This is a genomic window from Bradyrhizobium sp. CCBAU 11361 (assembly GCF_028128935.1).
GTDB lineage: Bacteria > Pseudomonadota > Alphaproteobacteria > Rhizobiales > Xanthobacteraceae > Bradyrhizobium > Bradyrhizobium niftali.
On record NZ_LBJZ01000196.1, the window covers coordinates 244,590 to 270,721 of the forward strand.

Consider the following 26,132-nt stretch of genomic DNA (forward strand, 5'->3'; position numbering starts at 1 on the left):
ACCAGAAAAGCGATTGATCCCAATGGTTACACGTCGTGATGTTGCATCGATTGTCGGACTTGGCGCCGTTGGCGCGATGGCCGCGGGCGCACTGGCGTCCCCGGCCGTGGCCCAGGCCGCCGATCCGAACGAATCGACCTTCGCCCGTATCCGCCGCTCCAAGAAGATGCGGATCGGCGCGGTCGCCGGTGGCGCGCCCTATTACATGAAGGATCTCGCCAGCGGCCAGTGGAAGGGCTTTTACGTCGACATCGCCAAGGCGCTCGCCGACGACATGGAAGCCGAACTCGAGATCACCGAGACCACCTGGGGCAACTCGGTGCTGGACCTGCAGTCCAACAAGATCGACATCTTCTTCGGCCTGAACCCGACCCCGAAGCGCGCGCTGGTGATCGATTTCTCGGTGCCGGTCTTCAACAACGCCTTCGGCATCCTCTGCAAGAAGGACTTCAAGCCGAAGAGCTGGGCCGAGCTGAACTCGCCCGACGTCAAGATCGCGGTCGACCAGGGCTCCTCGCACGATCAGGTCGTCAGCCGCCTGACGCCGAAGGCGCAGATCTCGCGCCTGAAGACCGCGGACGACGCCACCGCCGCGCTCCAGACCGGCCGCGTCGACGCGCAGTGCCTGATCACCATGCTGTCGCTGACCGTGCTGAAGAAGAACCCCTCGCTCGGCCAGTTCGTGCTGCCGACCCCGATCTTCGCCACCACGTCGAACGCCGGCTTCCGCCGCGAGGCCGACAAGACCTGGCGCGACTACGTCAACACCTGGATCGACTTCAACAAGGGCCTCGGCTTCATCCGCAACGCGATCATCACCAACATGGAGCTGGTGGGCGTGACCGAGGCGGACATTCCGCCGGGCGTTTCGCTGTAAGTTCCCACTGTCATTCCGGGGCGATGCGACGGGACCGCGTAGCGCGGCCCAGAGCATCGAGCCCGGAATCTCGAGATTCCGGGTTCGCCCTTCGGGCGCCCCGGAATGACGGTGTAAGCGGTTAGCCGCACGACGAGTAAACGCACGCATGTATCATTGGGACTTCGGCATCCTCTGGAGCTATCGCTGGCTCTTTCTCAACGGGCTCGGCGTCACCGTCGGCTTCACCGTGGTCATCGTGGTGCTCGGCCTCGTCTTCGGCCTGTTCGGGGCGTTCGGCAGCCTGTCGCGCTTCAAGGCGGTGCGCCTCGTCGCGCTCACCTTCATCGAGGCGTTCCGCTGCACGCCGATCCTGGTGCAGCTGATCTGGTTCTATTACGCGCTGCCGATTCTCGCCGGCGTCGAGATGACGCCGATCACGGCCTCGGCGCTGGCGCTCTCGCTCTATGGCGGCTCGTTCTATTCGGAGATCATCCGCGGCGGCATCGTCTCGATCGACAAGGGCCAGTCCGAAGCGGGTGCCGCACTCGGCATGACCCCTGGCCAGGCGATGCGGCGCATCGTGCTGCCGCAGGCGATCAAGCGCATGATCCCGGCGCTGATGAACCAGTCGATCATCCAGTTCAAGAACACCTCGCTGGTCTCGGTGCTGGCGGTGCCCGATCTGGTCTATCAAAGCCAGGTCGCCGCCCATGACAGCTACCGGCCGCTGGAAACCTACACGGCGGTCGCGGTTGCCTATGCTGCGATCCTGATTCCGCTCACCATCATCGTCCGGCGCGGCGAGAAGCGACTGGCGGTCGGCGAATGAACGACACTTCGAAGATCGAGATCCGCAGCCTACGCAAGAGCTTCGGCAGCAACGAGGTCCTGAAGAACATCAGTCTCGACGTCGCCAAGGGCGGCGTAGTGGCGCTGATCGGGCCGTCCGGCTCGGGCAAGTCGACGCTGCTCCGCTGCATCAATCTTCTGGTGACGCCTGATGGCGGCAGCGTTCGCGTCGGCGATACACGCTTCCAGTTCGGCGAAGGCACAAAGCTGCCCGACGTGAAGACACTCGCAAGATTCCGCGCCACCACCGGCATGGTGTTCCAGCACTTCAACCTGTTCCCGCACATGACCACGCTCCAGAACGTGATGGAGGGCCCGGTCACGGTGCGGCGCATGGCCAAGGCGGATGCCGAGAAGCTCGCGCGTGCGCAGCTCGCCAAGGTCGGCCTTGCGGAAAAGGCCGACCAATATCCGGCGACGCTCTCCGGCGGACAGAAGCAGCGCGTCGCGATCGCCCGCGCGCTGGCGATGGAGCCGGACGTGATGCTGTTCGACGAGGCCACCTCGGCGCTCGATCCTGAACTCGTCGGCGAGGTGCTCGCCGTCATGCAGCGGCTGGCGTCGGAAGGCATGACCATGGTGATCGTGACCCATGAGATCGCCTTCGCCCGCGAGGTCGCCGACCGCCTCATCTTCATGCGCGACGGTGTCGTCGTCGAGGAAGGCCCGGCGCGGCAGGTGATCGACAATCCGCAGGAAGCCGCAACGCGAGCCTTCCTCAGCCATTTCCACCGCACCGGCGCATTGCCGCCGGCCAACGCTACATCGTGATGCCAAATATCGATCGCGCCTATCTCGTCACCGGTGCCGCCAGCGGCATCGGCCGCGCCACCGCAAGACTGCTCGCGGCGCCCGGCACCGCGCTGCTGCTGCACACGCGCTCCAACGCAGCCGGCCTCGATGCCACCGCGGCGGAAGCCGAAGCGCAAGGCGCCGTGGTCGCAAAGTGCCTCGGCGACCTCGCCGAGGAAGTCGCGGCCACCGATGCAATCGCCGCTACCCAAAACGCTTTCGGTCGGCTGGATGGATTGATCCTGGTGGGCGGCCACGCCCGCCGCGGCAGCGCGATCGGGACGCCGGCGGATCAATTCCGCCAGGCGATGGACGAATCGGCGCTGGCGTTCACGCGTCTGGTCGACGCCGCGCTGCCGCTGCTGCGGGCTGGCCGCGACGCACGGATCGTGGCGGTGTCGTCCTTCGTGGCCCACGCGATCCGCCCCGAATTCGCGCCGTTCGCGGCAACGGCTGCGAGCCGCTCCGCGCTTGAAGCACTGGTGCGGCTCACTGCGGTCGAGCTCGCGAAAGACGGCATCACCGTCAACGCGGTGGCGCCGGGCCTCATCGTCAAGGACAAGCCAAGCGAAAGCCGGCTGTCACCCGAGCAGATCGCCGCGACCGAGGCGCTGATCCCGATGCGCCGCCGCGGGCGGCCGGAGGAAGTGGCCGAGATCATCGCCTTCCTGGCGTCGCCGAAAGCGTCCTACGTCACCGGCCAGGTCTGGCACGTCAATGGAGGCCTGACATGACCGAAGCGACCATCGCACGTATCAGGCTGTTCCTGATCGAAAGCCCGATCAAGATGGCGCGCCTGCAAGGCGTCGGCAACGTCAAGGGCACGGTGAAGCGCGTGCTCCTCGAGCTCACTGCGAGCGACGGCGTGGTCGGCTGGGGCGAGGCGGCGCCGTGGGAGGTATTCACGGGAACGCCGGAGGCGGCGTTCTCCGCGCTCGACATCTATCTGCGGCCGATCCTGCTCGGCAAGCCGGTGCGCCGCATCCGCGCGCTGATGGCGGAGCTCGACCGCGCACTGGTCGGCCATGCCGAGGCCAAGGTCGCAATCGAGATGGCGCTGCTCGACATCGTCGGCAAATCGTCGGGGCTGTCGGTCGCCGACCTGCTCGGCGGCCGCGTGCGCGACACCATCCCGCTCTCCTTCTCGATCGCCGATCCGGACTTTTCCGCCGATCTCGAACGCATGCGAAAAATGGTTCCGGACGGCAATGTCATCTACAAGGTCAAGACCGGCGTGAAGCCGCATCGCGAGGACCTCGACCACCTCGAGGCGATCCGGAAAGAATTCGGCGACAAGGTCGACCTGCGCGTCGACTACAACCAGGCGCTCGCGCCGTTCGGCGCCATCAAGATCCTGCGCGATGTCGAGCAGTTCGCGCCGACCTTCATCGAGCAGCCGGTGCCGCGCAAATATCTCGACGTGATGGCGCAACTGACCGCGGCGCTGGAAACGCCCGTGCTCGCCGACGAAAGCTGTTTCGACCGCCGCGACATGATGGAGGTGGTGCGCCGCGAGGCGGCCGATGCCGTCTCGATCAAGCTGATGAAGGCCGGCGGCCTGTTCGAGGCGCAGGCGATCATGGCGATCGCCGACATCGCCGGCCTGCCCGGCTATGGCGGCACGCTGTGGGAGGGCGGCATCGGCCTTGCCGCCGGGACGCAGCTGATCGCGGCCACGCCCGGCATCTCGCTCGGCTGCGAATTCTACATGCCGCATCATGTGCTGACCGAGGACGTGCTGGAAGAGCGCGTCGCCAACCGCGCCGGCCATGTCGTGGCCGGACGGCCCCGGTCTCGGCATTCGCGTCAGCGAAGCCTCGGTCCGCGCCAACGCGCGGGTGCTGGCGGAGGCGTAAGGCAGCCGACAAGCACCTCCACAAACTCGGTCGTCGTCCCGGGCAAGCGTCAGCGCAGGCCCGGGACCCATAACCACAGGATCGAGTTTGACGAAGACTCCGGGTTGCCAGCTCGCGCAATAACCACTCCCTGTGGTTATGGATCCCGGATCTGCGCGCGCTTGGGGCGCGCTTGTCCGGGACGACGACCGCGTATGCGGTGACAGCGGGGCCGAATCCTTCCCCTATCGGAATCGGTATCGTATGGTCGGACCTAACAAGCCCGCCCCCATCGGGCCATCCGGAAAACCTTCATGTCCGAACCCGCCTGGTCGCTGCACTCCCGACTGAAAGAGGACACCATCGACATCGGCGACCTGCCGTTGTCGAAGGTGCTGGTCATCAAGGACGCGCATTATCCCTGGCTGCTACTGGTGCCGCGGCGCCCCGATGCGGTCGAGATCATCGATCTCGACGAGGTGCAGCAGGCGCAGCTGATGACCGAGATCTCCCGCGTCTCGCGCGCGCTGAAGGAGATCACCAAATGCGACAAGCTCAATATCGCGGCGCTCGGCAACCTCGTGCCGCAGCTTCACGTCCACATCATCGCCCGCCGCACCGGTGACGCCGCCTGGCCGCGGCCGGTCTGGGGCGTGATGCAGCCCTTGGCGCACGACGCCACCGAGGTGCAGAATTTCATCAGCGCGCTTCGCCGAAAAATCTGGTTGGGTTGAAAGAACAAGAAATGTCAGCATTCGACGCATTTCCGCTGGGGCAGCCGGCCTTCGTCACCAACGTCCTCGACCGCGCCGCGCATCTGCGCCGCGACGACGAAAAGCTGTTCGCGCTGGAGCAGAAGCCGACCTCGCGCGCCTATGTCGTCCACCGAGATTCGCTGCTGGTGAAGCGCGAGGGCGAAAAGGTGCGCGCGCTGCTGGGAATCGACGAGGCGCTGAAATGCGGTGCCAATCCCGGCACGATCTTCTTAGGGTTACGCGACGGCGCCGCTGTATTCGGCATGGGCCTGTCGCAAGCCGCCGCCGAGAAGCTGGTCGGCCGCGAGGACTACAGCCTCACCGAGGTGCGCGGCATGGCCATGCAGGGCGCGATTCGCCCCGACGAGCTCTCGGCGGTCGCGATGGCGAAGTCGATGGTGAGCTGGCACCAGCGCCACGGCTATTGTGCCAATTGCGGCACGCGCAGCGCGATGAAGGAGGGCGGCTGGAAGCGCGATTGCCCTGCCTGCAAGGCCGAGCATTTTCCGCGCACCGATCCGGTCGTGATCATGCTGGTCGCCTCCGGAGAAAAATGCCTGCTCGGCCGCCAGAAGCAGTTTCCGCCGGGCATGTTTTCGTGCCTTGCCGGCTTCGTCGAGGCTGCCGAGACCATCGAGGACGCGGTGCGCCGCGAGATCCTCGAAGAGTCCGGCATCCGCTGCACCGACGTGCAGTATTACATGACGCAGCCGTGGCCCTACCCGTCGTCGCTGATGATCGGCTGCAGCGCGCGGGCGCTGAACGAGGATATCGTCGTCGACCACTCCGAGCTCGAGGATGCGCGCTGGTTCACGCGCGAGGAGGCGGCCCTGATGCTGACGCGGACGCATCCCGACGGGCTCGCCGGCCCGCATCCCTTCGCCATCGCCCATCATCTGCTCGGCCGCTGGGTGCACGACAAGAGCGGCGCTTGAGCTGAGGCCAGCGATGGCCGGGATCGCACCGCGCATCCTCTGCATCGGCATTCCCGTGCGCGACCTGACCTTTCGCGTGGAGGCCGTGCCCGCGCGCGGCAGCAAGGCGAACGCCACGCATCTTGCCGAGATCTGCGGCGGCAACGCGCTCAATGCCGCGATCGCGATGGCACGGCTTGGTGGCCGCGTCGCGTTCGCAGGTCCCATGGGCGATGCGCGGGAGACGTCGAGCGGTTTCATTCTCGAACGGATGGCGAAGGAAGGCATCGACACAAGCCATATCGTGCGCATGCCTGATGTGACCACGCCCGTCTCCGCGATCATGATCGAGCCCTCCGGCGAACGGACACTCACGATCTATCGCGATCCCGGCCTGTGGAGCGTGGAGCTGCCGGACGCCGACGTTCTGCTCGCCGATTGTCGGGCAATCCTCGTCGAAAGCCGCTGTGCTGCGTTCGCGCCCCCCCTCTGCACCGAGGCGCGCCGGCGCGGCATCCCCGTCGTCGTCGGCGTCGACCGCGCGATGTCTTTGCAGGACAGCCTGCTCACGGCCGCCTCGCACCTGCTGTTCGCCAGCGAACAGGTGCAGGAGACGGCCGGTATCGCCGACGACGGCGAGGCATTGAGGCACCTGGCGAATCTGACGCCGGCCTTCCTCGCCGCCACCCGCGGTCCCCTCGGTACGATCTGGCTGAGCGAGACAGGCGAGTTGGAGGAGACGCCGGCCTTCCCGGTCCAGGCGGTCGATACGCTCGGCGCGGGCGATGTGTTCCATGGCGCCTTCACGCTCCGCCTCGCCGAGGGAGAGGGGGTGCGCGAGGCGCTGCGATTCGCCGCGGCGGCTGCAGCGCTGAAACGTACCCGCCATGGTGGCGGTCTGGCTGCCCCACAACGTATTGAAGTTGAACAGCTTTTGCACATGCCGCCGGCGGCGACGCTCAGCGGGCCGGCGAGATTATAGGCTTGCCGTGGAATGATTTTCTCTATATCAGGGAAATCTGCCCATGAAATGGAACAAAGTTCTTCAAATGACTGACCTCGCTGTCCAGATCCCCGAGACCAGCCGCCGCCTCGACGCCATCGACCGCAAGATCCTGATGGTACTCCAGGAGGATGCCTCCCTGTCCGTCGCCGAGATCGGCGACCGTGTCGGCCTGTCCTCGACCCCCTGCTGGAAGCGTATCCAGCGGCTGGAGGCCGACGGCGTGATCCTGAAGCGGGTCGCCCTGGTCGACCAGAACAAGATCGGGCTCGGCATCTCCGTATTCGTTTCGGTGGAGAGCGCCGACCATTCCGACGCCTGGCTCAAGAAGTTCGCCGAAGCCGTCAGCGCCATGCCCGAGGTGATGGAGTTCTACCGGATGGCCGGCGACGTCGACTACATGCTGCGCGTCGTGGTCGCGGACATGCAGGCCTATGACGTGTTCTACAAGAAGCTGATCAGCGCCGTGCCGCTGAAGAACGTCACCTCGCGCTTCGCGATGGAGAAGATCAAGTCGGTCACCGCGCTGCCGATCCCGGCGGTGGTGGCGGCGTAAGGCTTGGTTCGCACGTCTCACCACAAGGAAGCTGTCATCGCCCGGCTTGACCGGGCGATCCAGTATTCCAGAGACGGCGATTGGATACGGAGAAGCTGCGGCGTACTGGATGCCCCGGTCAAGCCGGGGCATGACAGCGGAGATTTGCGGCGCGGGTTGTGCTCCCCTGGCCCCTCTCAGATCTTCTGATTGTACTCGCCGACTTCGGGATGCGTGCGCAGCACGCTGTTCACCATCTCGAACATGTCGTGCATGCGCTGCTCGGAGACCGGGCTCTCGACCACGACCACGAGCTCGGGCTTGTTGGAGGAGGCGCGCACCAGGCCCCAGCTGCCGTCCTCGACCGTGACGCGCACGCCGTTGACGGTGACGAGGTCGCGGATCGCCTGGCCGCCGATCCTGGCGCCCTTCGCCTGCAAGCCTTCGAAATGCTTCACGACCTTGTCGATGACGCCGTATTTGACCTCGTCGGCGCAATGCGGCGACATGGTCGGCGACGACCAGGTCTTTGGCAGCGCGTTCTTCAGGTCGGCCATCGACTTGCCAGGCGCGCGATCGAGCATGTCGCAGATCGCGAGCGCCGACACCAGGCCGTCGTCATAACCGCGTCCATACGGCTTGTTGAAGAAGAAGTGCCCGGACTTCTCGAAGCCGGCGAGCGCACCCGTCTCGTGGGTGCGACGCTTCATGTAGGAATGGCCGGTCTTCCAATAGGTGGTCTTGGCGCCCTGCTTCTGGAGCACCGGGTCGGTGATGAAGAGGCCGGTCGACTTCACGTCGACGATGAACTGCGCGTCCTTGTGAATCGCGGACATGTCGCGCGCCAGCATCACGCCGACCTTGTCGGCGAAGATCTCCTCGCCGGTGTTGTCGACGACGCCGCAGCGGTCGCCGTCGCCGTCGAAGCCGAGCCCGACATCGGCCTTGTGCTGCAGCACCGCGTCGCGGATCGCGTGCAGCATCTCCATGTCTTCCGGATTCGGATTGTATTTCGGGAAAGTGTGGTCGAGCTCGGTGTCGAGCGGGATCACCTCGCAGCCGATCGCCTCCAGCACCTGCGGCGCGAATGCGCCGGCGGTGCCGTTGCCGCAGGCCGCGACGACCTTGAGCTTGCGCGTCAGCTTCGGACGGCTGGTGAGATCGGCGATGTAGCGCGCCGGATAATTCTCGTGGAACTGGTAGGAGCCGCCAACCTTGTTCTTGAACTCGGCGCCCAGCACGATCTCCTTGAGCCGCGTCATCTCGTCCGGGCCGAACGTCAGCGGACGGTTGGCGCCCATCTTCACGCCGGTCCAGCCATTGTCGTTGTGCGAGGCCGTGACCATCGCGCAGCAGGGCACGTCGAGGTCGAACTGCGCGAAATAGGCCATCGGCGTCACGGCCAGCCCGATGTCGTGCACCTTGCACCCCGCCGCCATCAGGCCGGAGATCAGCGCGTATTTGATCGAGGCCGAATAGCCGCGGAAATCATGGCCGGTGACGATCTCCTGCTTGACGCCGAGTTCCGCGATCAGCGCGCCCAGCCCCATGCCGAGCGCCTGGATTCCCATCAGGTTGATTTCCTTCTGGAACAGCCAGCGCGCGTCGTATTCGCGAAAACCCGTGGGTTTCACCATCGGCTCGGATTCGAAGGCGTAGGTGTTGGGCAACAAGACGGATTTCGGCTTGGGAAACATTGAGACGGTCTCGTGAATGGGGGCAGGATCTGATGCAGCCTTAGCGAATGCCAGGCCGCAGCGGAAGGCGGGAATGGCAGCTTGTGGCTTATAATTGCGGCAGTTTGGTAACAGGGAAAATCTGACCGCGACAGCGGTCGAAACAGAGACGTTTTTTGAAATATACGGTCGCAGGCGCCCTGGGAGGCCCTTACTGCTCCAGCACCATCTGGCCGTTGGCGTACTCAAAACGCTTCAGGCGGGACAGGAAGGAGAGGCCGAGCAGGTTTTCCGATAGCGCCTCGTCCGGCAGCACCATGGCCTCGACGTCGCGCACGACGAGGCCACCGACCTCCAGCATGGCGATGCGGGTGCGCGCGGCCTTGATGGTGCCGTTGGCGGTGGAGACGGTGGCGTTGTATTCGCTGCGCGAGGGACGCAGGCCGAAGCGGGCGGCCGAGGTCTCGTTCAGCGCAACCACGGAGGCGCCGGTGTCGACCATGAAGCCGATGCGCTGGCCATCGATCCGGCCCTCGGTCTGGAAATGGCCGCGGCCGTCGCGGCCAATGGCGAGGCTGCGGCCACCGGCCGGGGCCGTGGCTGCGACCGCGACCGTCGTGCGCGGCGCGGACGTGGCGGAGGCGGAGCTCATCCTGTCCGCCATCTGCGCCATGAAGGTGCCGAGACCGATCATGATGGCCGCGAAGATCATTATGTTACGCATCACACCACTTCCGAGCCGGAAAGCTCGATTTCACCACGCGACACGACCGCCCGCGAGTGACGCTGCGGCCGGGCCATTGCCATTTTGACGAAAAGGATGAGCGGACGGTTAATGCGGGTTCGTGATTTCTCAGGTGCCGCGCGGTTTGACCCGCCGGGTCGGCAGTGCATTCGCCGGATCTTCCGGCCAGGGATGGCGCGGGTAGCGGCCGCGTAGGTCGGAGCGCACCGCGGCGTAGCTGCCGCGCCAGAAGCCCGGGAGATCCCGCGTCACCTGCACCGGGCGTTGCGCCGGCGACAGCAATTCCAGCACCAGCGGCACCTTGCCGGCCGCAATCGACGGATGGGTGTTGAGCCCGAACAGCTCCTGGAGCCGCACCGCGATGGTCGGGCCCTGCTCGGCCTCGTAGTCGATCGCGAGCACGGTGCCGGTCGGCGCCTCGAAATGCGTCGGCGCCTCGCGGTCGAGCCGCGCGCGCATCTCCCACGGCAACAGCGCCATCAGCGCATCGGAGAGATCGCCGGCGGAGATATCCTTGAGCGCAATCTTGTCGTAGAGCGCGGGCACCAGCCAGTCGTCGCGCCGTGCGATCAGCCCGTCGTCGGACAGATCGGGCCAGCTGTCGCCTTCGGCCTTGCGCAGGAACATCACGCGGTCGCGCCATTGTTTGGCCGCCTTCGACCAGGGCAACCGGTCGAGGCCCGCGGCGATCAGCCCATCGGCGAAGATGCGCGCAGTCTCCTCCGACGGCGACACGGCCAGCGTCGCTTCAGAGAGCGTGATCGCATGCAGCGCGCGCTTGCGCCGCGCGCGCAGCGCCATCGCGCCGCGGTCGAACGAGGTCTCGTCCACGGTCTCGATATGCTCGGCGAAATGCCGCTCGATGTCGTCCTCGGTGATCTGCGCCGCGAGCAGGATGCGTCCGCTCGCGGCCGTGCCCGTCATTTCGCCGATCGCGATATAGGGCGCGCGGGCGAGCGACGAGGTTTGCTCGACGGCGGCGCCGCGGCCGTTGGCAAGCACGAAACTGCCATTGCCGCGATTACGGGCGACACGGTCCGGAAAGGCATAGGCGAGCATCAGGCCGGTCGAGAGATCTTCCTGCTGCCCCGCCTTCTCCGACGCCGCGACCTGCGAGGCCCAGCGCCGGGCGAGGTCGCGCGCACTCGACGCGCGCGGCGAGCGGTCGCGGCGGAACTGATCGCGCCGGTACTCGAGATCGGCGCTGTCGCCGCCGAGCCCGCGCTCGGTGAGGATGGCAGCGATCTCGGCGGCGGCCTCGCCGCTGCCTGCGCGATGCGAGTCCACGATCATGCGTGCCAGCCGCGGCGGCAATGCCAGCGCGCGCAGGCTCCTGCCTTCCGCGGTGATGCGGCCGTCGCCGTCCAGCGCGTTGAGCTCGCTGAGAAGGCTCTTCGCTTCCTTCCAGGCCGGCTGCGGCGGCGGGTCGAGGAACGACAGCGCGGCGGGATCGGCCACGCCCCATTGCGCCAGATCGAGCACCAGCGAGGACAGATCGGCGCTGAGGATTTCCGGCTGGGTGTAGGGCGCAAGCGAGGCCGTCTGCGGCTCGTCCCAGAGCCGGTGGCAGACGCCGGGCTCGGTGCGGCCGGCGCGGCCGCGGCGCTGGTCGACCGCAGCGCGCGAGGCGCGAACGGTCTCGAGCCGCGTCAGGCCGATATCGGGCTCGTAGCGCGGCACGCGGGCAAGCCCTGAATCGACCACGATGCGCACGCCTTCGATGGTGAGCGAGGTCTCCGCGATCGAGGTCGCCAGCACCACCTTGCGCGTGCCCTTCGGCGCCGGCGCAATGGCGCGATCCTGCACGGCGGCATCGAGCGCGCCGAACAGCGGCACGATCTCGATACTGGCGTCCTGCACGCGCTCGGCCAGAAAATTCTGGGTGCGGCGGATTTCGGCGGCGCCGGGCAGGAACGCCAGCACCGAACCGCTGTCGGCGCGCAGCGCAGACGCGATCGCATCCGCCATCTGCCGCTCGATCGGCGCATCCGCCTTGCGGCCGAGATAACGCGTCTCGACCGGAAAGGCGCGGCCCTCGCTTTCGACGACGGGGGCCTCGCCGAGCAGCCTTGCGACGCGGGCGCCGTCGAGCGTTGCCGACATCACGAGAATGCGCAGATCCTCGCGCAGGCCGGTTTGCGCGTCGCGCGCCAGCGCAAGGCCGAGATCGGCGTCGAGCGAACGCTCGTGGAATTCGTCGAACAGGACGGCGGCAACGCCGGAGAGCTCGGGATCGTCCATGATCTGGCGGGTGAAGATGCCTTCGGTCACGACCTCGATGCGTGTCGCGCGCGAGATTTTCGAGCCGAAACGGACGCGATAACCGACGGTCTCACCTGCCCGCTCGCCGAGCGATTTGGCCATGCGGTCGGCGCTGGCGCGCGCCGCGATGCGCCGCGGCTCCAGCACGATGATCTTCTTGCCTTTGGCCCAGGGCGCATCGAGCAGCGCCAGCGGCACGCGCGTGGTCTTGCCGGCGCCGGGCGGCGCCACCAGCACGGCAGCATTGTGTGCCTCGAGCGTGCGCGACAAATCGCCGAGCACGGCATCGATCGGGAGGGGCGTGTCGAAGTTGCGGGGCAAAATCTCGCTTCCGTCATCACCCGCGCATGCGGGTGATCCAGTAAACTCGGATCCCGGTTGTCACGAAGATCGCGGATTACTGGATACCCCGCCTTCGCGGGGTATGACAACAATGTGTAGCTATCAGCCCTGCACCGACGGCCGGCCGATGCTCTCGTAGGTGAAGCCGGCCGCTTCCATCTCTTCGGGGCGGTAGATGTTGCGAAGATCGACGATGACGGCCTGCGCCATGGTCGCCTTCAGCCGGTCGAGATCCAGCGCGCGGAACTGCACCCATTCGGTGACGATGACGAGCGCATCGGCGCCTTCCGCGCAGGAATAGGCGTCCTCGCAATAAATGATGCTGGGCAGTTCGCCCTTCGCCTGCTCCATCCCGACGGGATCGAAGGCCTTGACCTTGGCGCCCATGTCGATCAGGCCGGTCACCAGCGGGATCGACGGCGCGTCGCGCATGTCGTCGGTGTCGGGCTTGAAGGTGAGGCCGAGCACGGCGATGGTCTTGCCGCGCAGCGAGCCGCCGAGCGCCTGGCTGACCTTGCGCGCCATCGCACGCTTGCGGTTCTCGTTGACGGCGAGCACGGATTCGACGATGCGCAGGGACACGTCGTAGTCCTGCGCGATCTTGATCAGCGCCTTGGTGTCCTTCGGGAAGCACGAGCCGCCGAAGCCGGGACCTGCGTGCAGGAACTTGGTGCCGATGCGGTTGTCCAGGCCAATGCCGCGCGCGACCTCCTGCACGTTGGCGCCGACCTTTTCGGAGAGATCCGCGATCTCGTTGATGAAGGTGATCTTGGTCGCGAGGAACGCGTTGGCGGCGTATTTGATCATCTCGGCGGTGCGGCGCTCCGTGAACATCAGCGGCGCCTGGTTCAGCGACAGCGGGCGATAGATATCGCCCATCACCTTGCGGCCGCGCTCGTCGGAGGTGCCGACCACGACGCGATCGGGATACTTGAAGTCGCGGATCGCCGCGCCCTCGCGCAGGAATTCGGGGTTCGAGGCAACGACGACGTCGGCCTTGGGGTTGGTCTCGCGGATGATGCGCTCGACCTCGTCGCCGGTGCCGACCGGCACGGTCGATTTCGTCACCACGACGGTGAAGCCCGACAGCGACTGCGCGATCTCTTTCGCGGCGGCGTAGACATAGGACAGATCGGCGTGCCCGTCGCCGCGGCGCGACGGCGTGCCGACCGCGATGAAGACGGCATCGGCATCCGCCACCGGCTTCGACAGGTCGGTGGTGAAGTCGAGCCGCTTGGCCTTGACGTTGCTCGCGACCAGCTCGTCGAGCCCGGGCTCGTAGATCGGGATCTCGCCGCGATGGAGTGCCGCGATCTTCTTCTCGTCCTTGTCGACGCAGGTGACGTCGTGACCGAAATCCGCAAAGCAGGCTCCGGACACCAGTCCCACATAGCCCGTTCCGATCATCGCGATTCGCATGGAAAACCCTGTTTTGGCTTGGTTAACGAAACCCCAACATGGGGCGGTTTAGCATTTTCCCGGGGCGAGGGAACCGTCCGCGCGCAAAAACCGGCACGCGAATTGTACCGGTAAAGAAATCGTAAGCCGCAAGGCTCCACACTGCCTCTCGCCCGGACAGCACCGGGCGGAACACGGCTCGAAAAGGGACACCATGGCAGCAACCGGCACAATCGCCGCGAGCGGGGGATTCAAGCCCCCGGCTGCCGCGCGTGTCGACTGGGTCGACTATGCCAAGGGCATCTGCATCGTCATGGTCGTGATGATGCATTCGGTGCTGGGGGTCGAGCTCGCCGCCGGCGGGACCGGTTTCATGCATGTCGCCGTGGCCTTTGCAAAGCCGTTTCGGATGCCGGATTTCTTCCTGATTTCGGGCCTGTTCCTGTCATTGGTGATCGACCGCGACTGGCGAACCTATCTCGACCGCAAGGTGGTGCATTTCGCCTATTTCTATGTCGTCTGGGTGACAATCCAGTTCGGCTTCAAGGCGCCCGCCTTCGCGGCGGAGACGAGCTGGCGCGAGGTGGGCCTCTTATACCTCGAATCCTTCATCGAGCCGTTCGGCACGCTCTGGTTCATTTATCTGCTGCCGGTCTTCTTCGTCGTCACCAAACTGACACGACGCGTCCCGCCGCTCGCGATCTGGCTCGTCGCCGCCGCGCTGGAGACGGCGCGCATCGCGACCGGCTGGACCGCGATCGACGAGTTCTGCGCACGCTTCGTCTATTTCTATTCCGGCTACCTGTTCGCGCCCTACGTGTTCGCGCTGTCGGATCGCGCGCGCAACCATCCTGCGCCCGCACTCGCAGCACTCGCGACCTGGGCGCTGGTCAATGCCGGCCTCGTCGCAGTCGGCGCCAGCGAATGGAAGATCGTCTCACTCGTGCTCGGCTTTGCAGGGGCCTGCGCCATCATCACCATGGGCACGCTGCTCGCGCGCGCGCAGTGGCTGAACTTCTTCCGCTTCTGCGGCGAGCATTCGATCGTGATCTATCTCGCCTTCTTCCTGCCGATGGCGGCGACGCGAACGCTGCTGCTGCGCACGGGAATCATTCCCGACATCGGCACGGTGTCGCTGATCGTCACCATCGCCGGCGTGTTCGGTTCGCTCGCGATCTGGCAGCTGGCCCGGCGGCTCGGTGCCAATTTCCTGTTCGAACGGCCGGATGCATTCTGGATCGCGCCGAAGAAGGCGGGCGTGCGGTTGCAGGCGGCGGAGTAGCCACGCTGTCGTCGCCGGGCTTGACCGGGCGACCCAGTACGCCGAGACGCCAGTGATTAAGCCGAGAAGCCGCGGCGTACTGGATCCCCCGCTTTCGCGGGGAATGACGGTGGGGATAGCGGCGCCATCAGCCCAAAAATCCCCCTCCCAAGGCTGTCAAAGCTCGCAAAAATTCATACATTGCGGCCATGCCCAAGACATCCCCGAAGACCACCGCCAAAGCTGACACCAAGGCTGCGCCCAAAGCCGGCGAGACCAAGGCCGCTGCGCCAGCTGCTGCCAAACCGGTCGCCGCCAAGGCGGCCGGCAAGGGCGACCACATCTTCCTGGTCGACGGTTCCGGCTACATCTTCCGCGCCTATCACGCGCTGCCGCCACTGAACCGCAAGTCGGATGGCCTTCAGGTCAACGCCGTGCTCGGCTTCTGCAACATGCTGTGGAAGCTTTTGCGCGACATGCCGGCCGACAACCGGCCGACGCATCTGGCCATCGTGTTCGACAAGTCGGAGGTCACGTTCCGCAACAAGATCTACCCCGAGTACAAGGCGCACCGGCCACCGGCGCCTGACGATCTGATCCCGCAATTCGCGCTGATCCGCGAGGCCGTGCGCGCCTTCGACCTGCCCTGCCTGGAACAGGGCGGCTTCGAGGCCGACGATCTGATCGCGACCTATGCGCGGCAGGCCACCGAGCGCGGCGCCACCACGACCATCGTGTCCTCCGACAAGGACCTGATGCAGCTCGTGAACGACAAGATTACGATGTACGACACCATGAAGGATCGCCGCATCGGCGTTCCCGAGGTGATCGAGAAGTTCGGCGTTCCGCCGGAGAAGGTGGTCGAGGTGCAGGCGCTTGCCGGCGATTCCACCGACAACGTGCCCGGCGTGCCCGGCATCGGCATCAAGACCGCGGCGCAGCTGATCGTCGAATATGGCGACCTCGAGCAGCTCCTGTTCCGGGCCACCGAAATCAAGCAGCCCAAGCGCCGCGAGGCGCTGATCGAGAACGCCGAGAAGGCGCGGATCTCCCGCAAACTCGTGCTGCTCGACGACAAGGTCGAGCTGGAGGTGCCGCTCGACGACCTCGCCGTCCACGAGCCCGATGCGCGCAAGCTGATCGCCTTCCTGAAGGCGATGGAATTCACGACGCTGACGCGCCGCGTCGCGGACTATTCGCAGATCGATCCGGCGAATGTCGATGCCGATGCGTCGAACAGCAGCGGCGCCAGGGGCGGCGACGGCGCGGCGAAAGCAAAACCGTCCGAGGCCTCCGGCGATCTCTTCGCCACCCCCGCCGCGACGGCGACGGGCGGCGACAAAGGCGACAAGTCGGCCAGCGTCAAGGGCGCGCCGATCTCGCTCGCCGCCGCGCGCGAGGAGGCGCTACGCAAGCTTCCGGTCGACCGCGCCAAGTACCTGACCATCAAGACGCTCGCCGAATTGAACGCCTTCATCGCGCGCATCCACGATGCCGGCCATGTCGCGATCGAGATCCGTGCCAACTCCATCGATCCGATGCAGGCCGATCTCTGCGGCGTTGCACTGGCGCTCGCGCCGAACGATGCCTGTTACGTGCCGCTGGCGCACAAGCAGTCCGGCGGCGGCGCCGGCCTGTTCGACGCCGGCCTCGCGCCCGACCAGGTCAAGCATGCCGACGCGATCGACGCGTTGCGGCCGGTGCTAGAATCATCAGGCATTCTCAAGATCGGCTTCGACGTCAAGTTCACCGCCGTCATGCTGGCGCAGCACGGCATTACCTTGCGCAACACCGACGACGCTCAGCTGATCTCCTATGTGCTCGACGCCGGCCGCGGCTCGCACGGGCTGGAATCGCTCGCCGAGCGCTGGTTCGGCCACGCCATGCTGAAGGAGGGCGAGCTGCTCGGCAGCGGCAAGGGCAAGATCACCTTCGACCAGGTGCCGATCGACAAGGCCGCGCCGCTGTCGGCGGAAGGCGCCGACATGGCCTTGCGCGTCTGGCGCGTGCTGAAGCCGCGCCTCATCGCAGAGCACATGACCGCGGTCTACGAGACGCTGGAACGGCCGCTGGTCGCGGTGCTCGCGCGCATGGAGCGGCGCGGCATCTCCATCGACCGTCAGGTGCTGTCGCGGCTGTCGGGCGATTTCGCCCAGACCGCGGCGCGCGTCGAGGCCGAGATCCAGGAGATCGCGGGCGAGCCGGTCAATGTCGGCAGCCCCAAACAGATCGGCGACATCCTGTTCGGCAAGATGAGCCTGCCGGGCGGCACCAAGACCAAGACCGGCGCGTGGTCGACCACCGCGCAGGTACTCGACGAGCTCGCCGAGCAGGGCCACGACCTCCCGAAGAAGATTCTGGAGTGGCGCCAGGTCTCCAAGCTGAAATCGACCTACACCGACGCGCTGCCGACCTACGTCAATCCGCACACCCATCGCGTGCACACGACCTACGCGCTGGCCGCGACGACGACGGGCCGGCTGTCGTCGAACGAGCCGAATTTGCAGAACATCCCGGTGCGCACCGAGGACGGCCGCAAGATTCGCCGCGCCTTCATCGCGACGCCCGAGCACAAGCTGGTCTCCGCCGACTATTCGCAGATCGAGCTGCGGCTGCTGGCGGAGATCGCCGACATCCCCGTGCTGAAGCAGGCGTTCCGCGACGGTCTCGACATTCACGCCATGACCGCGTCGGAAATGTTCGGCGTGCCGATCAAGGGCATGCCGAGCGAGATCCGCCGCCGCGCGAAAGCGATCAATTTCGGCATCATCTACGGCATCTCGGCCTTCGGCCTCGCCAACCAGCTCGGCATCGCGCGCGAGGAGGCCTCGGCCTACATCAAGAAGTACTTCGAACGCTTCCCCGGCATCCGCGCCTATATGGACGAGACGCGGGATTTCTGCCGGAGCCACGGCTATGTCACCACGCTGTTCGGCCGCAAGTGCCACTATCCCGACATCAAGGCCTCGAACGCCTCGGTGCGCGCCTTCAACGAGCGCGCCGCGATCAACGCCCGGCTCCAGGGTACCGCCGCCGACATCATCCGCCGTGCCATGACGCGCGTGGAGGATGCACTCGCCGAGAAGAAGCTCTCGGCGCAGATGCTGCTCCAGGTGCACGACGAGTTGATCTTCGAGGTGCCGGACGCCGAGGTCGAGGCGACGCTGCCGGTTGTGCAGCACGTTATGCAGGACGCGCCGTTCCCGGCCGTGCTTCTGTCGGTGCCGCTGCACGTCGATGCGCGCGCGGCGAACAACTGGGACGAGGCGCATTAGAGGCGGCTTTCATCTCAGGTGTCGTCCCGGCGAAGGCCGGGACCCATACCCCCAGGGAGAAGTTGTGGCGCGAGATGTTAGTTGGCAGTCCTCGCCCAACTCGATTTCGTGGTTATGGGTCCCGGCCTTCGCCGGGACGACACCGGAGGTGAGGCGGAATCCAATTGTCCTCCGAGCAATTGCGCGATGGCACCACCGGGGGGGGGGGGATTAGAACCGTGCCGTCTCCCGCACCGGTTCACCCATGCCCCACACCCCAGCCCTGCTCGGCTTCGCCCTCGTCTGCCTCGGCCTCGTGCTCACGCCGGGACCGAACATGATCTACCTGATCTCGCGCTCGATCACGCAGGGGCCCGCCGCGGGTATCGTCTCGCTCGGCGGCGTGGCGCTCGGCTTCGTGTTCTACATGCTGTGCGCGGCGTTCGGCATCACGGCGCTCCTGCTCGCCATTCCCTTTGCCTATGACGCGCTGCGCTTTGCCGGCGCCGGCTATCTGCTCTGGCTGGCCTGGCAGGCGGTGAAGCCCGGCGGGCGCTCGCCGTTCCAGGTGAAGACGCTCGCGATCGACAGCCCGCGCAAATTGTTCGCGATGGGCTTAGTCACCAACCTGCTCAACCCGAAGATCGCGATGCTGTATCTGGCGCTGCTGCCGCAGTTCATCGATCCCGCAGCCGGCAGCGTGCTGACGCAGTCGGTGGTGCTGGGGGCGATCCAGATCGCGATCAGCGTCAGCGTCAACGCGATGATCGCGCTCGCGGCAGGTTCGATCGCGCTGTTCCTGGCGAACCGGCCGAGCTGGATGCTGGTGCAGCGCTGGCTGATGGGCACGGTGCTGGCCGGGCTTGCGGTCAGGATGGCGGTGGAAGCGAAGAGGGTGTGAGGCACACTGTCATGCCCCGGCTTGACCGGGGCATCCAGTACGCCGAGACTTCTCGGCTCAATCTCCGCCGCCTCTGGAATACTGGATCGCCCGCCCCAGTGCGCGAGTGCGCACAAGGCGGGCGATGACAGCTTCCTCGATCAATCCAGCTTCGCGTCCATTCCCCGCTTCACCGCCGGCCGGGCCATCAGGGCCTCGTACCAGCGCTTGACGTTGGGGAAATCCGCCAGCTCAACCTTGTGGCGAGGGTGGCGCCAGGCCCAGCCCAGGATGGCAAAATCGGCAACCGAGAGGTCGCCGGCGACGAAGTCGCGGTCCGCCAGCCGGCGGTCGAGCACGCCGTAGAGCCGGCGGGTCTCGGCCATGAAGCGCTTCAGGCCGTAGGCGCGGTCCTGCTCGTTCTCGAGCGCGATGAAATGGTGCACCTGGCCGGGCATCGGGCCGAAGCCGCCCATCTGCCACATCAGCCATTCGTAGACCGGGATACGACCCGTAAGCGATTTCGGCAGGAATTTGCCGGTCTTTTCACCCAGATAGAGCAGGATCGCGCCGGATTCGAAGATGCTGACGGGCTTGCCGTCCGGCCCCTCGGGATCGACGATCGCAGGGATCTTGTTGTTGGGGGAGAGCTTCAGGAACTCCGGCGCCATCTGCTCGCCCTTGGTGATGTTCACCGGGATCACCTTGTAGGGCAGCCCCATTTCCTCCAGCGCAACCGAGATCTTGCGGCCGTTCGGCGTGTTCCAGGTGTGCAGCTCGATGGTCATGCGTCGTTTCCTTCCCCAAAAGGCATGAGCCCTCACCTACTCCAGGAGGCTGCGCCCCCACAACCGGCGGTCCGGGATGGCCGATCGTCGGCCGATCCCTGTTGACTGGGCCGGTCCCCTCTGGAATGTCGCGGCCGTCGCGGATAAATTCCGCCACTTCCAAAAACGCTCCCGAGGGACCGCCGTGTCGAAATCAGCCTCCCGCGCCCGCCTGTTCGAAATCATCCGCCGGCGCTCCTTCGGCCGCGGCGAGGTGACGCTCGCGTCGGGCCGCAAGAGCGATTTCTACTTCAACCTCAAGCCGACCATGCTCGACCCCGAAGGCGCGACGCTGCTCGCCGAGCTGACCTATGAGGCGCTGAAGGACGACAATCTCGATTTCATCGGCGGGCTCGAGATGGGTGCGGTGCCGCTCGCCGGCGCGCTGGCGCAGATCTCATGGATCAAGGGCCATCCGATCGCGGCGTTCTTCGTGCGCAAGAAGCCGAAGGAGCACGGCGCCAAGCTCGCGATCGAAGGCCTGCCCAGGGGCGAGACGCTTCAAGGCAAGCGCGTCGTGATCGTCGAGGACGTCACCACGACCGGCGGCTCGGCGATGAAGGCGGTGGAATCCGTGCGCGAGACCGGTGCCGAGGTGGTGCTGGTGCTGACCATGGTCGACCGCGAGGAAGGCGCCACCGACACCTTCGGCGCGGCCGGCCTGCCGTTCCGCTCGCTGTACAAGGCGTCGGAGTTTTTGAAGGCTTGAGGCCGCGAAACCGTCCCGGCCGTCCATGCCCGGGCGTGGCCCGGAAGCAACGATCCGCCGGAAGCTGTGCCTGGCCTTGAAGAGGTCACGGCCTCGACTTGAATCCGCCTCCGCTCAACTGCTCATTTACCATCCTGCATTAGGGTGGATCATGTGCTGAGACCTGATGGTCCCGGCCGGTTCAGTAGCGTCGGGTGGAGCCAGCATTGCGTACAGTCATGCCCCATGCGCGCCGGCGGCGTCGCGCGATGCTTGTGGCCGCCACCCTGGCAGCACCGCTGCTTGCAGCTCCCGCCCCGGTTTCGGCTGAAGGCCTGTTCGACTTCTTCTTCGGCGGCATGCAGCAGCAACGGCCGCAGCGCGAGGTGCCGCAGCAGACGAACTCCTACGCCGATCCCTTCACCGGCCAGCCGAATCCCGCAGCCCAGTATGTGCCGCCGACACGCGCGGCGGCCGCCGGCGGCTCGGGCCCGGCGTTCTGCGTGCGCAGCTGCGACGGCAAATATTTTCCGCTGATGCGCGGCCTCACCTCGCCCGCCCAGATGTGTCAGGCGTTCTGTCCTGCCACCGCGACAAAGGTCTATTTCGGCTCCTCGATCGACGGCGCCGCTTCGCAGACCGGCGAGCGTTACGCCGACAGCGAGAACGCATTCGCCTATCGCAAGGCGCTGCGCGCGGACTGCACCTGCAACGGCCGCGAGCCGGTCGGCCTCGCCCCGGTCGATCTCGCGCTGGATTCTTCGCTGAAAGCTGGCGACGTGATCGCGACCAGCGATGGCCTCGTCGCCTATACCGGCGTCCGCCTCGGCATGGAGCAGACCGCGGAGTTCACCCCGGTCGCCTCCTATCCCGGCCTCACCGCACAGGTCCGTGCGCGGCTCGGCGAGATGAAGGTGGCACCGGTGCGCGCAGAGACGGTGGCGGCAGATGCGCCGGCGTCGGCCGAGATCGTGCGCGAAGCGCTGCCTGATGTGACCGTGCCGAAGACGCAGGCGAAGCCGGCGAAGCGGGCGGGGCTGGATTAGGACCCGACTGTAACCAAGCCGCCGTTGCGAGGAGCACTTGCGACGAAGCAATCCAGAATCCCTCCGCGGAAGGATTCTGGATTGCTTCGCGGAGCCTGTCATCGGGCCGCGCTTTGCGCGGACCCGTTGGCTCGCAATGACGAGGATGGAGAGTCACCTCCCGATAATCACCCCGATCACATTCGGCGCCGCCAGATATTTCTCCTCGATCGCCGCGCGGGCGGCGGCGCGGTTTTCCTGAGTCAGCAGCCCGCGCTTCTCGGCCAGGATCATCCAGCAGAAACCCCACCAGTCGGTCAGCATGCCCTGATCGCCAACGAGGTCATAGCCCTGCTCGGCCGCGAAGATGCGCGCATGCGCTTCGTCCAGCGTGTCGAGGAACAGATGATCCTCGACCGCGAACAGATCGTCGCTGATGTCGTCGATGGTGTAGCCCCAGATCGACTGGCACACCGCGTTGAACTCGCGGTCGAGCTGGTCGTCATCGATCCTCTGGCGCCGCGCCGCCTGATGCAGCCGCGACAGCGAGCGCGCGAAATCGGCGATGCGGGTGAGGGCAAACTGGTCGAAGGCAATGGTGGACATGTAGTCCTCGCAAAGTCGGACAGACGCTAGATGTTGTATCGGCAACGCGCCGAATCACAATGATATATCAAAGACTTGTTAAAGTGTTCTTAATTTGTTCCGACGCCTCTACAATGTCGTCCCGGCGAAGGCCGGGACCCATAACCACCGCTGTTCGACGTTTCGGAAATGGGCGCTCAGCAATGAATGCACCAGACGCGTACTACGTCTACATCCTCGCGAGCCGGCGCTACGGCACGCTATACGTCGGCATCTGCAACGACCTCAGCAATCGCCTGTCATTGCATCGCTCGGGACGCGGTTCAAAGTTCGTCAGCAAGTACGGCGTGACGCGACTTGTTTACGTTGAGACCTATGCTTCGCCATCCGAAGCGATCGCGCGCGAGAAGGCGCTGAAGGAGTGGCGACGCGACTGGAAGATTCGCTTGATCGAGCAAGAAAATCCGGATTGGCGCGATCTCTCGCATCTTCTCTGACAGCGGTGGTTATGGGTCCCGGCCTTCGCCGGGACGACACCATCTTCTTAGCAAGTCAGCCGCCTCAATTCGCCGCCGATATCAACCTGTCCCCGCACGCATTGGCGTAAAACTTGCCGCCGCATTGGCGCTTGATCGCGGCGCAGCGGGCGGCTGGCGTTGCGTTTTGCGGGACGGTGAAGCCGCAGCTCAAACCGTCGGCGCTGCGGCTGGATTTGCCGGCAGCAAACGCAGCGCTGGAGGCGGAGATGCAGACGACGAGCAGGGCCGCAGCGGCGATTTCGATCAGCAGTCTCATGGCGCATCTCCTCCACACTGATGGCTGAATTGGTCGCCATGCTAGCACCAAATCCACGCTTCTCCGTGCTCGTCCGGGTTCCCAAATCGGCCCGTTCCTTGCATAAATTTACGCCGGCGCAGTGCACGGCCGCACCGGCGACAGTTCCGGTGCAGAGGCAAGACGCGTAGGGTTAGTGGTGTTTCTGTCGACCAGGAAGTGACGGCCTTGCAAGATCAATCGTTCCAGCCCAATTTTGCCGCCTCCGGCCAGCCCATTGACGAGCTCGCGCTGGCCGAGATCAAGGGCGCGATCCTGGCGAAGCTGCGTCTTGCCATTGGCAAGGACGCCGGCATGGCGACCAGGCACGACTGGTACCAGGCCGCGGCGCTCGCGCTGCGCGACCGCATCGTGCATCGCTGGCTCACGGCCGAGAAGCACAGCTACGACGCGGGGCGCAAGCGCGTCTATTATCTCTCGCTCGAATTCCTGATCGGCCGCCTCTTCACCGATGCGCTCAACAATATGGGGCTGCTCAAGATCTTCGAGGTCGCGCTCGGCGATCTCGGCGTCTCTCTGCCTGAACTGCGCAAATGCGAGCCGGACGCTGCGCTCGGCAATGGCGGCCTCGGGCGGCTCGCCGCCTGCTTCATGGAGAGCATGGCGACGCTCTCGATCCCCGCAATCGGCTACGGCATCCGCTACGATTACGGCCTGTTCCGCCAGATCATCAACCAAGGCTGGCAGCAGGAATATCCGGACGAGTGGCTCGGCTTCGGCAATCCCTGGGAATTGCAGCGGCCGGAAGTGATCTACAACATTCATTTCGGCGGCGGCGTCGAGCATGTCGACGACAAGGGCCGCGACCGCGCGATCTGGCATCCGGGCGAGACCGTGCAGGCGATCGCCTATGACACGCCGATCGTCGGCTGGCGCGGCCAGCACGTCAATGCGCTCCGCCTGTGGTCGGCGCGCTCGCCCGATCCGCTGAAGCTCGACGCCTTCAACAAGGGCGACTATGTCAGCGCCAGCGCCGAGCAATCGCGCGCCGAAGCGATCTGCAAATTCCTCTATCCGAACGACGAGAGCCCGGCGGGCCGCGAGCTGCGGCTGCGCCAGGAATATTTCTTCGTCTCGGCCTCGCTCCAGGATCTCGTCAAGCGGCATCTGTCGTCCGACGGCCAGCTCCGCAGCCTGTCGTCGAAGGTCGCGGTGCAGCTCAACGACACCCATCCGAGCCTCGCCGTCACCGAGCTGATGCGGATCCTGGTCGACCTGCACAATTTCCGCTGGGACGAGGCGTGGAAGATCACGGTCGCCACGCTCTCCTACACCAATCACACGCTGCTGCCCGAAGCGCTGGAGACCTGGCCGGTCGAGCTGTTCGAGCGCCTGTTGCCGCGGCATCTGGAGATCATCTACCGCATCAACGTCCAGCATCTGGCGCTCGCCGAGGCCCGCGCCCCCGGTGACATCGACTTCCGCGCCTCGGTCTCGCTGATCGACGAGAAGAGCGGCCGCCGCGTGCGCATGGGCCAGCTCGCCTTCGTCGGCTCGCACCGCATCAACGGCGTCTCGGCGATGCATTCGGACCTGATGCGCGAGACCGTGTTCCACGATCTCAACCATCTCTATCCCGGCCGCATCACCAACAAGACCAACGGCATCACCTTCCGCCGCTGGCTGATGCTGGCAAACCCGAAGCTGACCGACCTGTTGCGCGAGACCTGCGGCGAGGCCGTGCTCGACGATCCGACGCAGCTCTCGCTGATCGAGGCGCGCGCCAGCGACGTGGAATTCCAGAAGAAATTCCGTGCCGTCAAGCATCACAACAAGACGGCCCTGGCGCGGCTGATCGGCGAGCGGCTCGGCATCAAGGTCGATCCCAGCGCGTTGTTCGACGTGCAGATCAAGCGCATCCACGAATACAAGCGCCAGCTGCTCAACGTCATCGAGACGGTCGCGCTGTACCAGTCAATCAAGGACGATCCCAACGGCAATTGGGTGCCGCGGGTGAAGATCTTCGCCGGCAAGGCGGCGGCGAGCTACAAATACGCCAAGCTGATCATCAAGCTGATCAACGACGTCGCGGATGTCGTCAACAACGATCCCGCGATCGGCGGCAAGCTGAAGGTCGTCTTCCTGCCCGACTATAATGTCAGCCTCGCGGAAGTGATCATCCCCGCGGCCGACCTGTCCGAGCAGATCTCGACCGCCGGCATGGAAGCGTCCGGCACCGGCAACATGAAGCTGGCGCTCAACGGCGCCATCACCATCGGCACCCTCGACGGCGCCAATATCGAGATCCGCGACCACGTCGGCAACGAGAACATCGCGATCTTCGGCATGGAGGCCGGCGACGTCATGATCCGGCGCAAGCAGGGGCTGGATGCCTCCGACGTGATCCGCAATTCGCCAAAGCTCCAGCGCGCCATCAATGCGGTCGGCGCCGGCGAGTTCTCGCCCGGCGACCCCGGCCGCTTCGAATCCATCGCGCACGCGCTGCGCTATCTCGACCATTACATGGTCAGCGCCGATTTCGATTCCTATTACGAGGCGCAGCGTTCGGTCGATGCGCGCTGGCAGGTGGCGCCGGCCTGGACGCGCGCCTCCATCCTCAACGTCGCGCGCATGGCGTGGTTCTCCTCCGACCGCACCATCCGCGAATATGCCGAGGAGATCTGGAACGTGCCGGTCAATCCGACCACGCCGCTCCTGCCAAACCTGCGCGACGTCGCGGGCTGATTTTCCGCAGTGTGAAATCGGCGTTACCTGCGAGGTTATTGCATCTCGGGACGGGGATGATGATATGATCGTCATCATCCCCAAGGCGGCGCCAGCGATACGGACGCCGTGACCACACCGTCATTGCG

General features: G+C 65.6%; 22 protein-coding genes and 1 pseudogene. 16 read left to right on the forward strand and 7 right to left on the reverse strand.

Features of this window, described 5'->3' with window-relative positions; translation table 11 throughout:
• Positions 1-22: 22 nt before the first annotated feature.
• The 9 genes and pseudogenes from XI08_RS37945 to XI08_RS37985 all read left to right on the forward strand — a co-directional run bounded on the left by XI08_RS37945 (position 23) and on the right by XI08_RS37985 (position 7,563).
• Positions 23-877, forward strand: coding sequence for a transporter substrate-binding domain-containing protein (locus tag XI08_RS37945; protein ID WP_271578333.1), 855 nt, complete (start codon positions 23-25; stop codon positions 875-877).
• A 148-nt stretch (positions 878-1,025) separates the two neighbouring features.
• Positions 1,026-1,688: an amino acid ABC transporter permease gene (locus XI08_RS37950; RefSeq protein WP_027547482.1), complete on the forward strand. Its 663-nt coding sequence runs from the start codon at positions 1,026-1,028 to the stop codon at positions 1,686-1,688.
• Complete coding sequence (locus XI08_RS37955; protein ID WP_271578334.1) at positions 1,685-2,479, forward strand: amino acid ABC transporter ATP-binding protein; 795 nt, start codon at positions 1,685-1,687, stop codon at positions 2,477-2,479. Before XI08_RS37950 ends, XI08_RS37955 begins: the two co-directional genes overlap by 4 nt.
• The gene (locus XI08_RS37960) at positions 2,479-3,234 is read left to right on the forward strand and encodes an SDR family NAD(P)-dependent oxidoreductase (RefSeq protein WP_271578335.1); all 756 of its coding nucleotides are present in this window, start codon (positions 2,479-2,481) and stop codon (positions 3,232-3,234) included. Before XI08_RS37955 ends, XI08_RS37960 begins: the two co-directional genes overlap by 1 nt.
• Positions 3,231-4,356, forward strand: a pseudogene (locus XI08_RS37965) (muconate cycloisomerase family protein). Before XI08_RS37960 ends, XI08_RS37965 begins: the two are co-directional and overlap by 4 nt.
• 293 nt (positions 4,357-4,649) lie before the next feature.
• Positions 4,650-5,069, forward strand: a complete 420-nt coding sequence (locus XI08_RS37970) for an HIT domain-containing protein (RefSeq protein ID WP_027547486.1) — start codon at positions 4,650-4,652, stop codon at positions 5,067-5,069.
• A gap of 11 nt (positions 5,070-5,080) precedes the next feature.
• Entirely contained in the window at positions 5,081-6,025 is a 945-nt protein-coding gene (nudC, locus tag XI08_RS37975) for an NAD(+) diphosphatase (RefSeq protein ID WP_271578337.1), read from the forward strand.
• A 13-nt stretch (positions 6,026-6,038) separates the two neighbouring features.
• Positions 6,039-6,986: a sugar kinase gene (locus XI08_RS37980; protein ID WP_271578338.1), complete on the forward strand. Its 948-nt coding sequence runs from the start codon at positions 6,039-6,041 to the stop codon at positions 6,984-6,986.
• A 67-nt stretch (positions 6,987-7,053) separates the two neighbouring features.
• The gene (locus XI08_RS37985; protein ID WP_027547489.1) at positions 7,054-7,563 is read left to right on the forward strand and encodes an Lrp/AsnC family transcriptional regulator; all 510 of its coding nucleotides are present in this window, start codon (positions 7,054-7,056) and stop codon (positions 7,561-7,563) included.
• 176 nt (positions 7,564-7,739) lie between these two features.
• Here XI08_RS37985 and XI08_RS37990 read toward each other — a convergent pair whose 3' ends face one another.
• The 4 genes from XI08_RS37990 to XI08_RS38005 form a co-directional block, all read right to left on the reverse strand.
• Complete coding sequence (locus XI08_RS37990) at positions 7,740-9,239, reverse strand: phosphomannomutase/phosphoglucomutase (RefSeq protein ID WP_271578339.1); 1,500 nt, start codon at positions 9,237-9,239, stop codon at positions 7,740-7,742.
• 190 nt (positions 9,240-9,429) lie between these two features.
• Positions 9,430-9,942 (reverse strand): TIGR02281 family clan AA aspartic protease, encoded by a 513-nt coding sequence (locus tag XI08_RS37995; protein ID WP_027547491.1) that lies wholly within the window; start codon positions 9,940-9,942, stop codon positions 9,430-9,432.
• 129 nt (positions 9,943-10,071) lie between these two features.
• The gene (gene hrpB, locus XI08_RS38000) at positions 10,072-12,546 is read right to left on the reverse strand and encodes an ATP-dependent helicase HrpB (RefSeq protein WP_271578340.1); all 2,475 of its coding nucleotides are present in this window, start codon (positions 12,544-12,546) and stop codon (positions 10,072-10,074) included.
• Between the two features lie 123 nt (positions 12,547-12,669).
• Positions 12,670-13,986 carry a UDP-glucose dehydrogenase family protein gene (locus XI08_RS38005; protein WP_271578341.1) on the reverse strand — a complete coding sequence of 439 codons (1,317 nt, stop codon included), beginning with the start codon at positions 13,984-13,986 and terminating at the stop codon, positions 12,670-12,672.
• A gap of 193 nt (positions 13,987-14,179) precedes the next feature.
• On the opposite strand from XI08_RS38005, the gene XI08_RS38010 reads away from it, so the two are divergent.
• The 3 genes from XI08_RS38010 (at position 14,180) to XI08_RS38020 (ending at position 19,381) form a co-directional block, all read left to right on the forward strand.
• Entirely contained in the window at positions 14,180-15,247 is a 1,068-nt protein-coding gene (locus tag XI08_RS38010; RefSeq protein ID WP_271578342.1) for an acyltransferase family protein, read from the forward strand.
• Positions 15,248-15,435: 188 nt separating this feature from the next.
• On the forward strand, positions 15,436-18,501 hold the full coding sequence (polA, locus tag XI08_RS38015) for a DNA polymerase I (RefSeq protein ID WP_271578343.1): 3,066 nt from the start codon (positions 15,436-15,438) through the stop codon (positions 18,499-18,501).
• Positions 18,502-18,745: 244 nt separating this feature from the next.
• The gene (locus XI08_RS38020) at positions 18,746-19,381 is read left to right on the forward strand and encodes a LysE family translocator (protein ID WP_271578344.1); all 636 of its coding nucleotides are present in this window, start codon (positions 18,746-18,748) and stop codon (positions 19,379-19,381) included.
• A gap of 140 nt (positions 19,382-19,521) precedes the next feature.
• Here XI08_RS38020 and XI08_RS38025 read toward each other — a convergent pair whose 3' ends face one another.
• Entirely contained in the window at positions 19,522-20,148 is a 627-nt protein-coding gene (locus tag XI08_RS38025; RefSeq protein WP_135179291.1) for a glutathione S-transferase family protein, read from the reverse strand.
• Positions 20,149-20,332: 184 nt separating this feature from the next.
• Here XI08_RS38025 and pyrE point away from each other — a divergent pair, with 184 nt between their 5' ends.
• Together pyrE and XI08_RS38035 are read left to right on the forward strand one after the other, a co-directional pair.
• Positions 20,333-20,896: an orotate phosphoribosyltransferase gene (pyrE, locus tag XI08_RS38030; protein WP_027547500.1), complete on the forward strand. Its 564-nt coding sequence runs from the start codon at positions 20,333-20,335 to the stop codon at positions 20,894-20,896.
• A 248-nt stretch (positions 20,897-21,144) separates the two neighbouring features.
• Entirely contained in the window at positions 21,145-21,921 is a 777-nt protein-coding gene (locus XI08_RS38035; RefSeq protein ID WP_271578345.1) for a DUF2865 domain-containing protein, read from the forward strand.
• Positions 21,922-22,074: 153 nt separating this feature from the next.
• Here XI08_RS38035 and XI08_RS38040 read toward each other — a convergent pair whose 3' ends face one another.
• Positions 22,075-22,506, reverse strand: coding sequence for a hypothetical protein (locus XI08_RS38040; protein WP_271578346.1), 432 nt, complete (start codon positions 22,504-22,506; stop codon positions 22,075-22,077).
• Between the two features lie 182 nt (positions 22,507-22,688).
• Here XI08_RS38040 and XI08_RS38045 point away from each other — a divergent pair, with 182 nt between their 5' ends.
• Positions 22,689-22,982, forward strand: a complete 294-nt coding sequence (locus XI08_RS38045) for a GIY-YIG nuclease family protein (RefSeq protein WP_271578347.1) — start codon at positions 22,689-22,691, stop codon at positions 22,980-22,982.
• A 64-nt stretch (positions 22,983-23,046) separates the two neighbouring features.
• On the opposite strand, the gene XI08_RS38050 is transcribed toward XI08_RS38045, so the two are convergent.
• Positions 23,047-23,280 carry a hypothetical protein gene (locus tag XI08_RS38050; RefSeq protein ID WP_027547504.1) on the reverse strand — a complete coding sequence of 78 codons (234 nt, stop codon included), beginning with the start codon at positions 23,278-23,280 and terminating at the stop codon, positions 23,047-23,049.
• A gap of 207 nt (positions 23,281-23,487) precedes the next feature.
• On the opposite strand from XI08_RS38050, the gene XI08_RS38055 reads away from it, so the two are divergent.
• Positions 23,488-26,004, forward strand: a complete 2,517-nt coding sequence (locus tag XI08_RS38055) for a glycogen/starch/alpha-glucan phosphorylase (RefSeq protein ID WP_271578348.1) — start codon at positions 23,488-23,490, stop codon at positions 26,002-26,004.
• Positions 26,005-26,132: the final 128 nt, after the last annotated feature.

Excerpts from the sequence above, each read along its gene's own strand:
- XI08_RS37945 (WP_271578333.1), top strand. The coding sequence starts at position 23 with ATGGTTACACGTCGTGATGTTGCATCGATTGTCGGACTTGGCGCCGTT.
- XI08_RS37950 (WP_027547482.1), top strand. The coding sequence starts at position 1,026 with ATGTATCATTGGGACTTCGGCATCCTCTGGAGCTATCGCTGGCTCTTT.
- XI08_RS37955 (WP_271578334.1), top strand. The coding sequence starts at position 1,685 with ATGAACGACACTTCGAAGATCGAGATCCGCAGCCTACGCAAGAGCTTC.
- XI08_RS37960 (WP_271578335.1), top strand. The coding sequence starts at position 2,479 with ATGCCAAATATCGATCGCGCCTATCTCGTCACCGGTGCCGCCAGCGGC.
- XI08_RS37970 (WP_027547486.1), top strand. The coding sequence starts at position 4,650 with ATGTCCGAACCCGCCTGGTCGCTGCACTCCCGACTGAAAGAGGACACC.
- nudC (WP_271578337.1), top strand. The coding sequence starts at position 5,081 with ATGTCAGCATTCGACGCATTTCCGCTGGGGCAGCCGGCCTTCGTCACC.
- XI08_RS37980 (WP_271578338.1), top strand. The coding sequence starts at position 6,039 with ATGGCCGGGATCGCACCGCGCATCCTCTGCATCGGCATTCCCGTGCGC.
- XI08_RS37985 (WP_027547489.1), top strand. The coding sequence starts at position 7,054 with ATGACTGACCTCGCTGTCCAGATCCCCGAGACCAGCCGCCGCCTCGAC.
- XI08_RS37990 (WP_271578339.1), bottom strand. The coding sequence starts at position 9,239 with ATGTTTCCCAAGCCGAAATCCGTCTTGTTGCCCAACACCTACGCCTTC.
- XI08_RS37995 (WP_027547491.1), bottom strand. The coding sequence starts at position 9,942 with ATGCGTAACATAATGATCTTCGCGGCCATCATGATCGGTCTCGGCACC.
- XI08_RS38005 (WP_271578341.1), bottom strand. The coding sequence starts at position 13,986 with ATGCGAATCGCGATGATCGGAACGGGCTATGTGGGACTGGTGTCCGGA.
- XI08_RS38010 (WP_271578342.1), top strand. The coding sequence starts at position 14,180 with ATGGCAGCAACCGGCACAATCGCCGCGAGCGGGGGATTCAAGCCCCCG.
- polA (WP_271578343.1), top strand. The coding sequence starts at position 15,436 with ATGCCCAAGACATCCCCGAAGACCACCGCCAAAGCTGACACCAAGGCT.
- XI08_RS38020 (WP_271578344.1), top strand. The coding sequence starts at position 18,746 with ATGCCCCACACCCCAGCCCTGCTCGGCTTCGCCCTCGTCTGCCTCGGC.
- XI08_RS38025 (WP_135179291.1), bottom strand. The coding sequence starts at position 20,148 with ATGACCATCGAGCTGCACACCTGGAACACGCCGAACGGCCGCAAGATC.
- XI08_RS38035 (WP_271578345.1), top strand. The coding sequence starts at position 21,145 with ATGCTTGTGGCCGCCACCCTGGCAGCACCGCTGCTTGCAGCTCCCGCC.
- XI08_RS38040 (WP_271578346.1), bottom strand. The coding sequence starts at position 22,506 with ATGTCCACCATTGCCTTCGACCAGTTTGCCCTCACCCGCATCGCCGAT.
- XI08_RS38045 (WP_271578347.1), top strand. The coding sequence starts at position 22,689 with ATGAATGCACCAGACGCGTACTACGTCTACATCCTCGCGAGCCGGCGC.
- XI08_RS38050 (WP_027547504.1), bottom strand. The coding sequence starts at position 23,280 with ATGAGACTGCTGATCGAAATCGCCGCTGCGGCCCTGCTCGTCGTCTGC.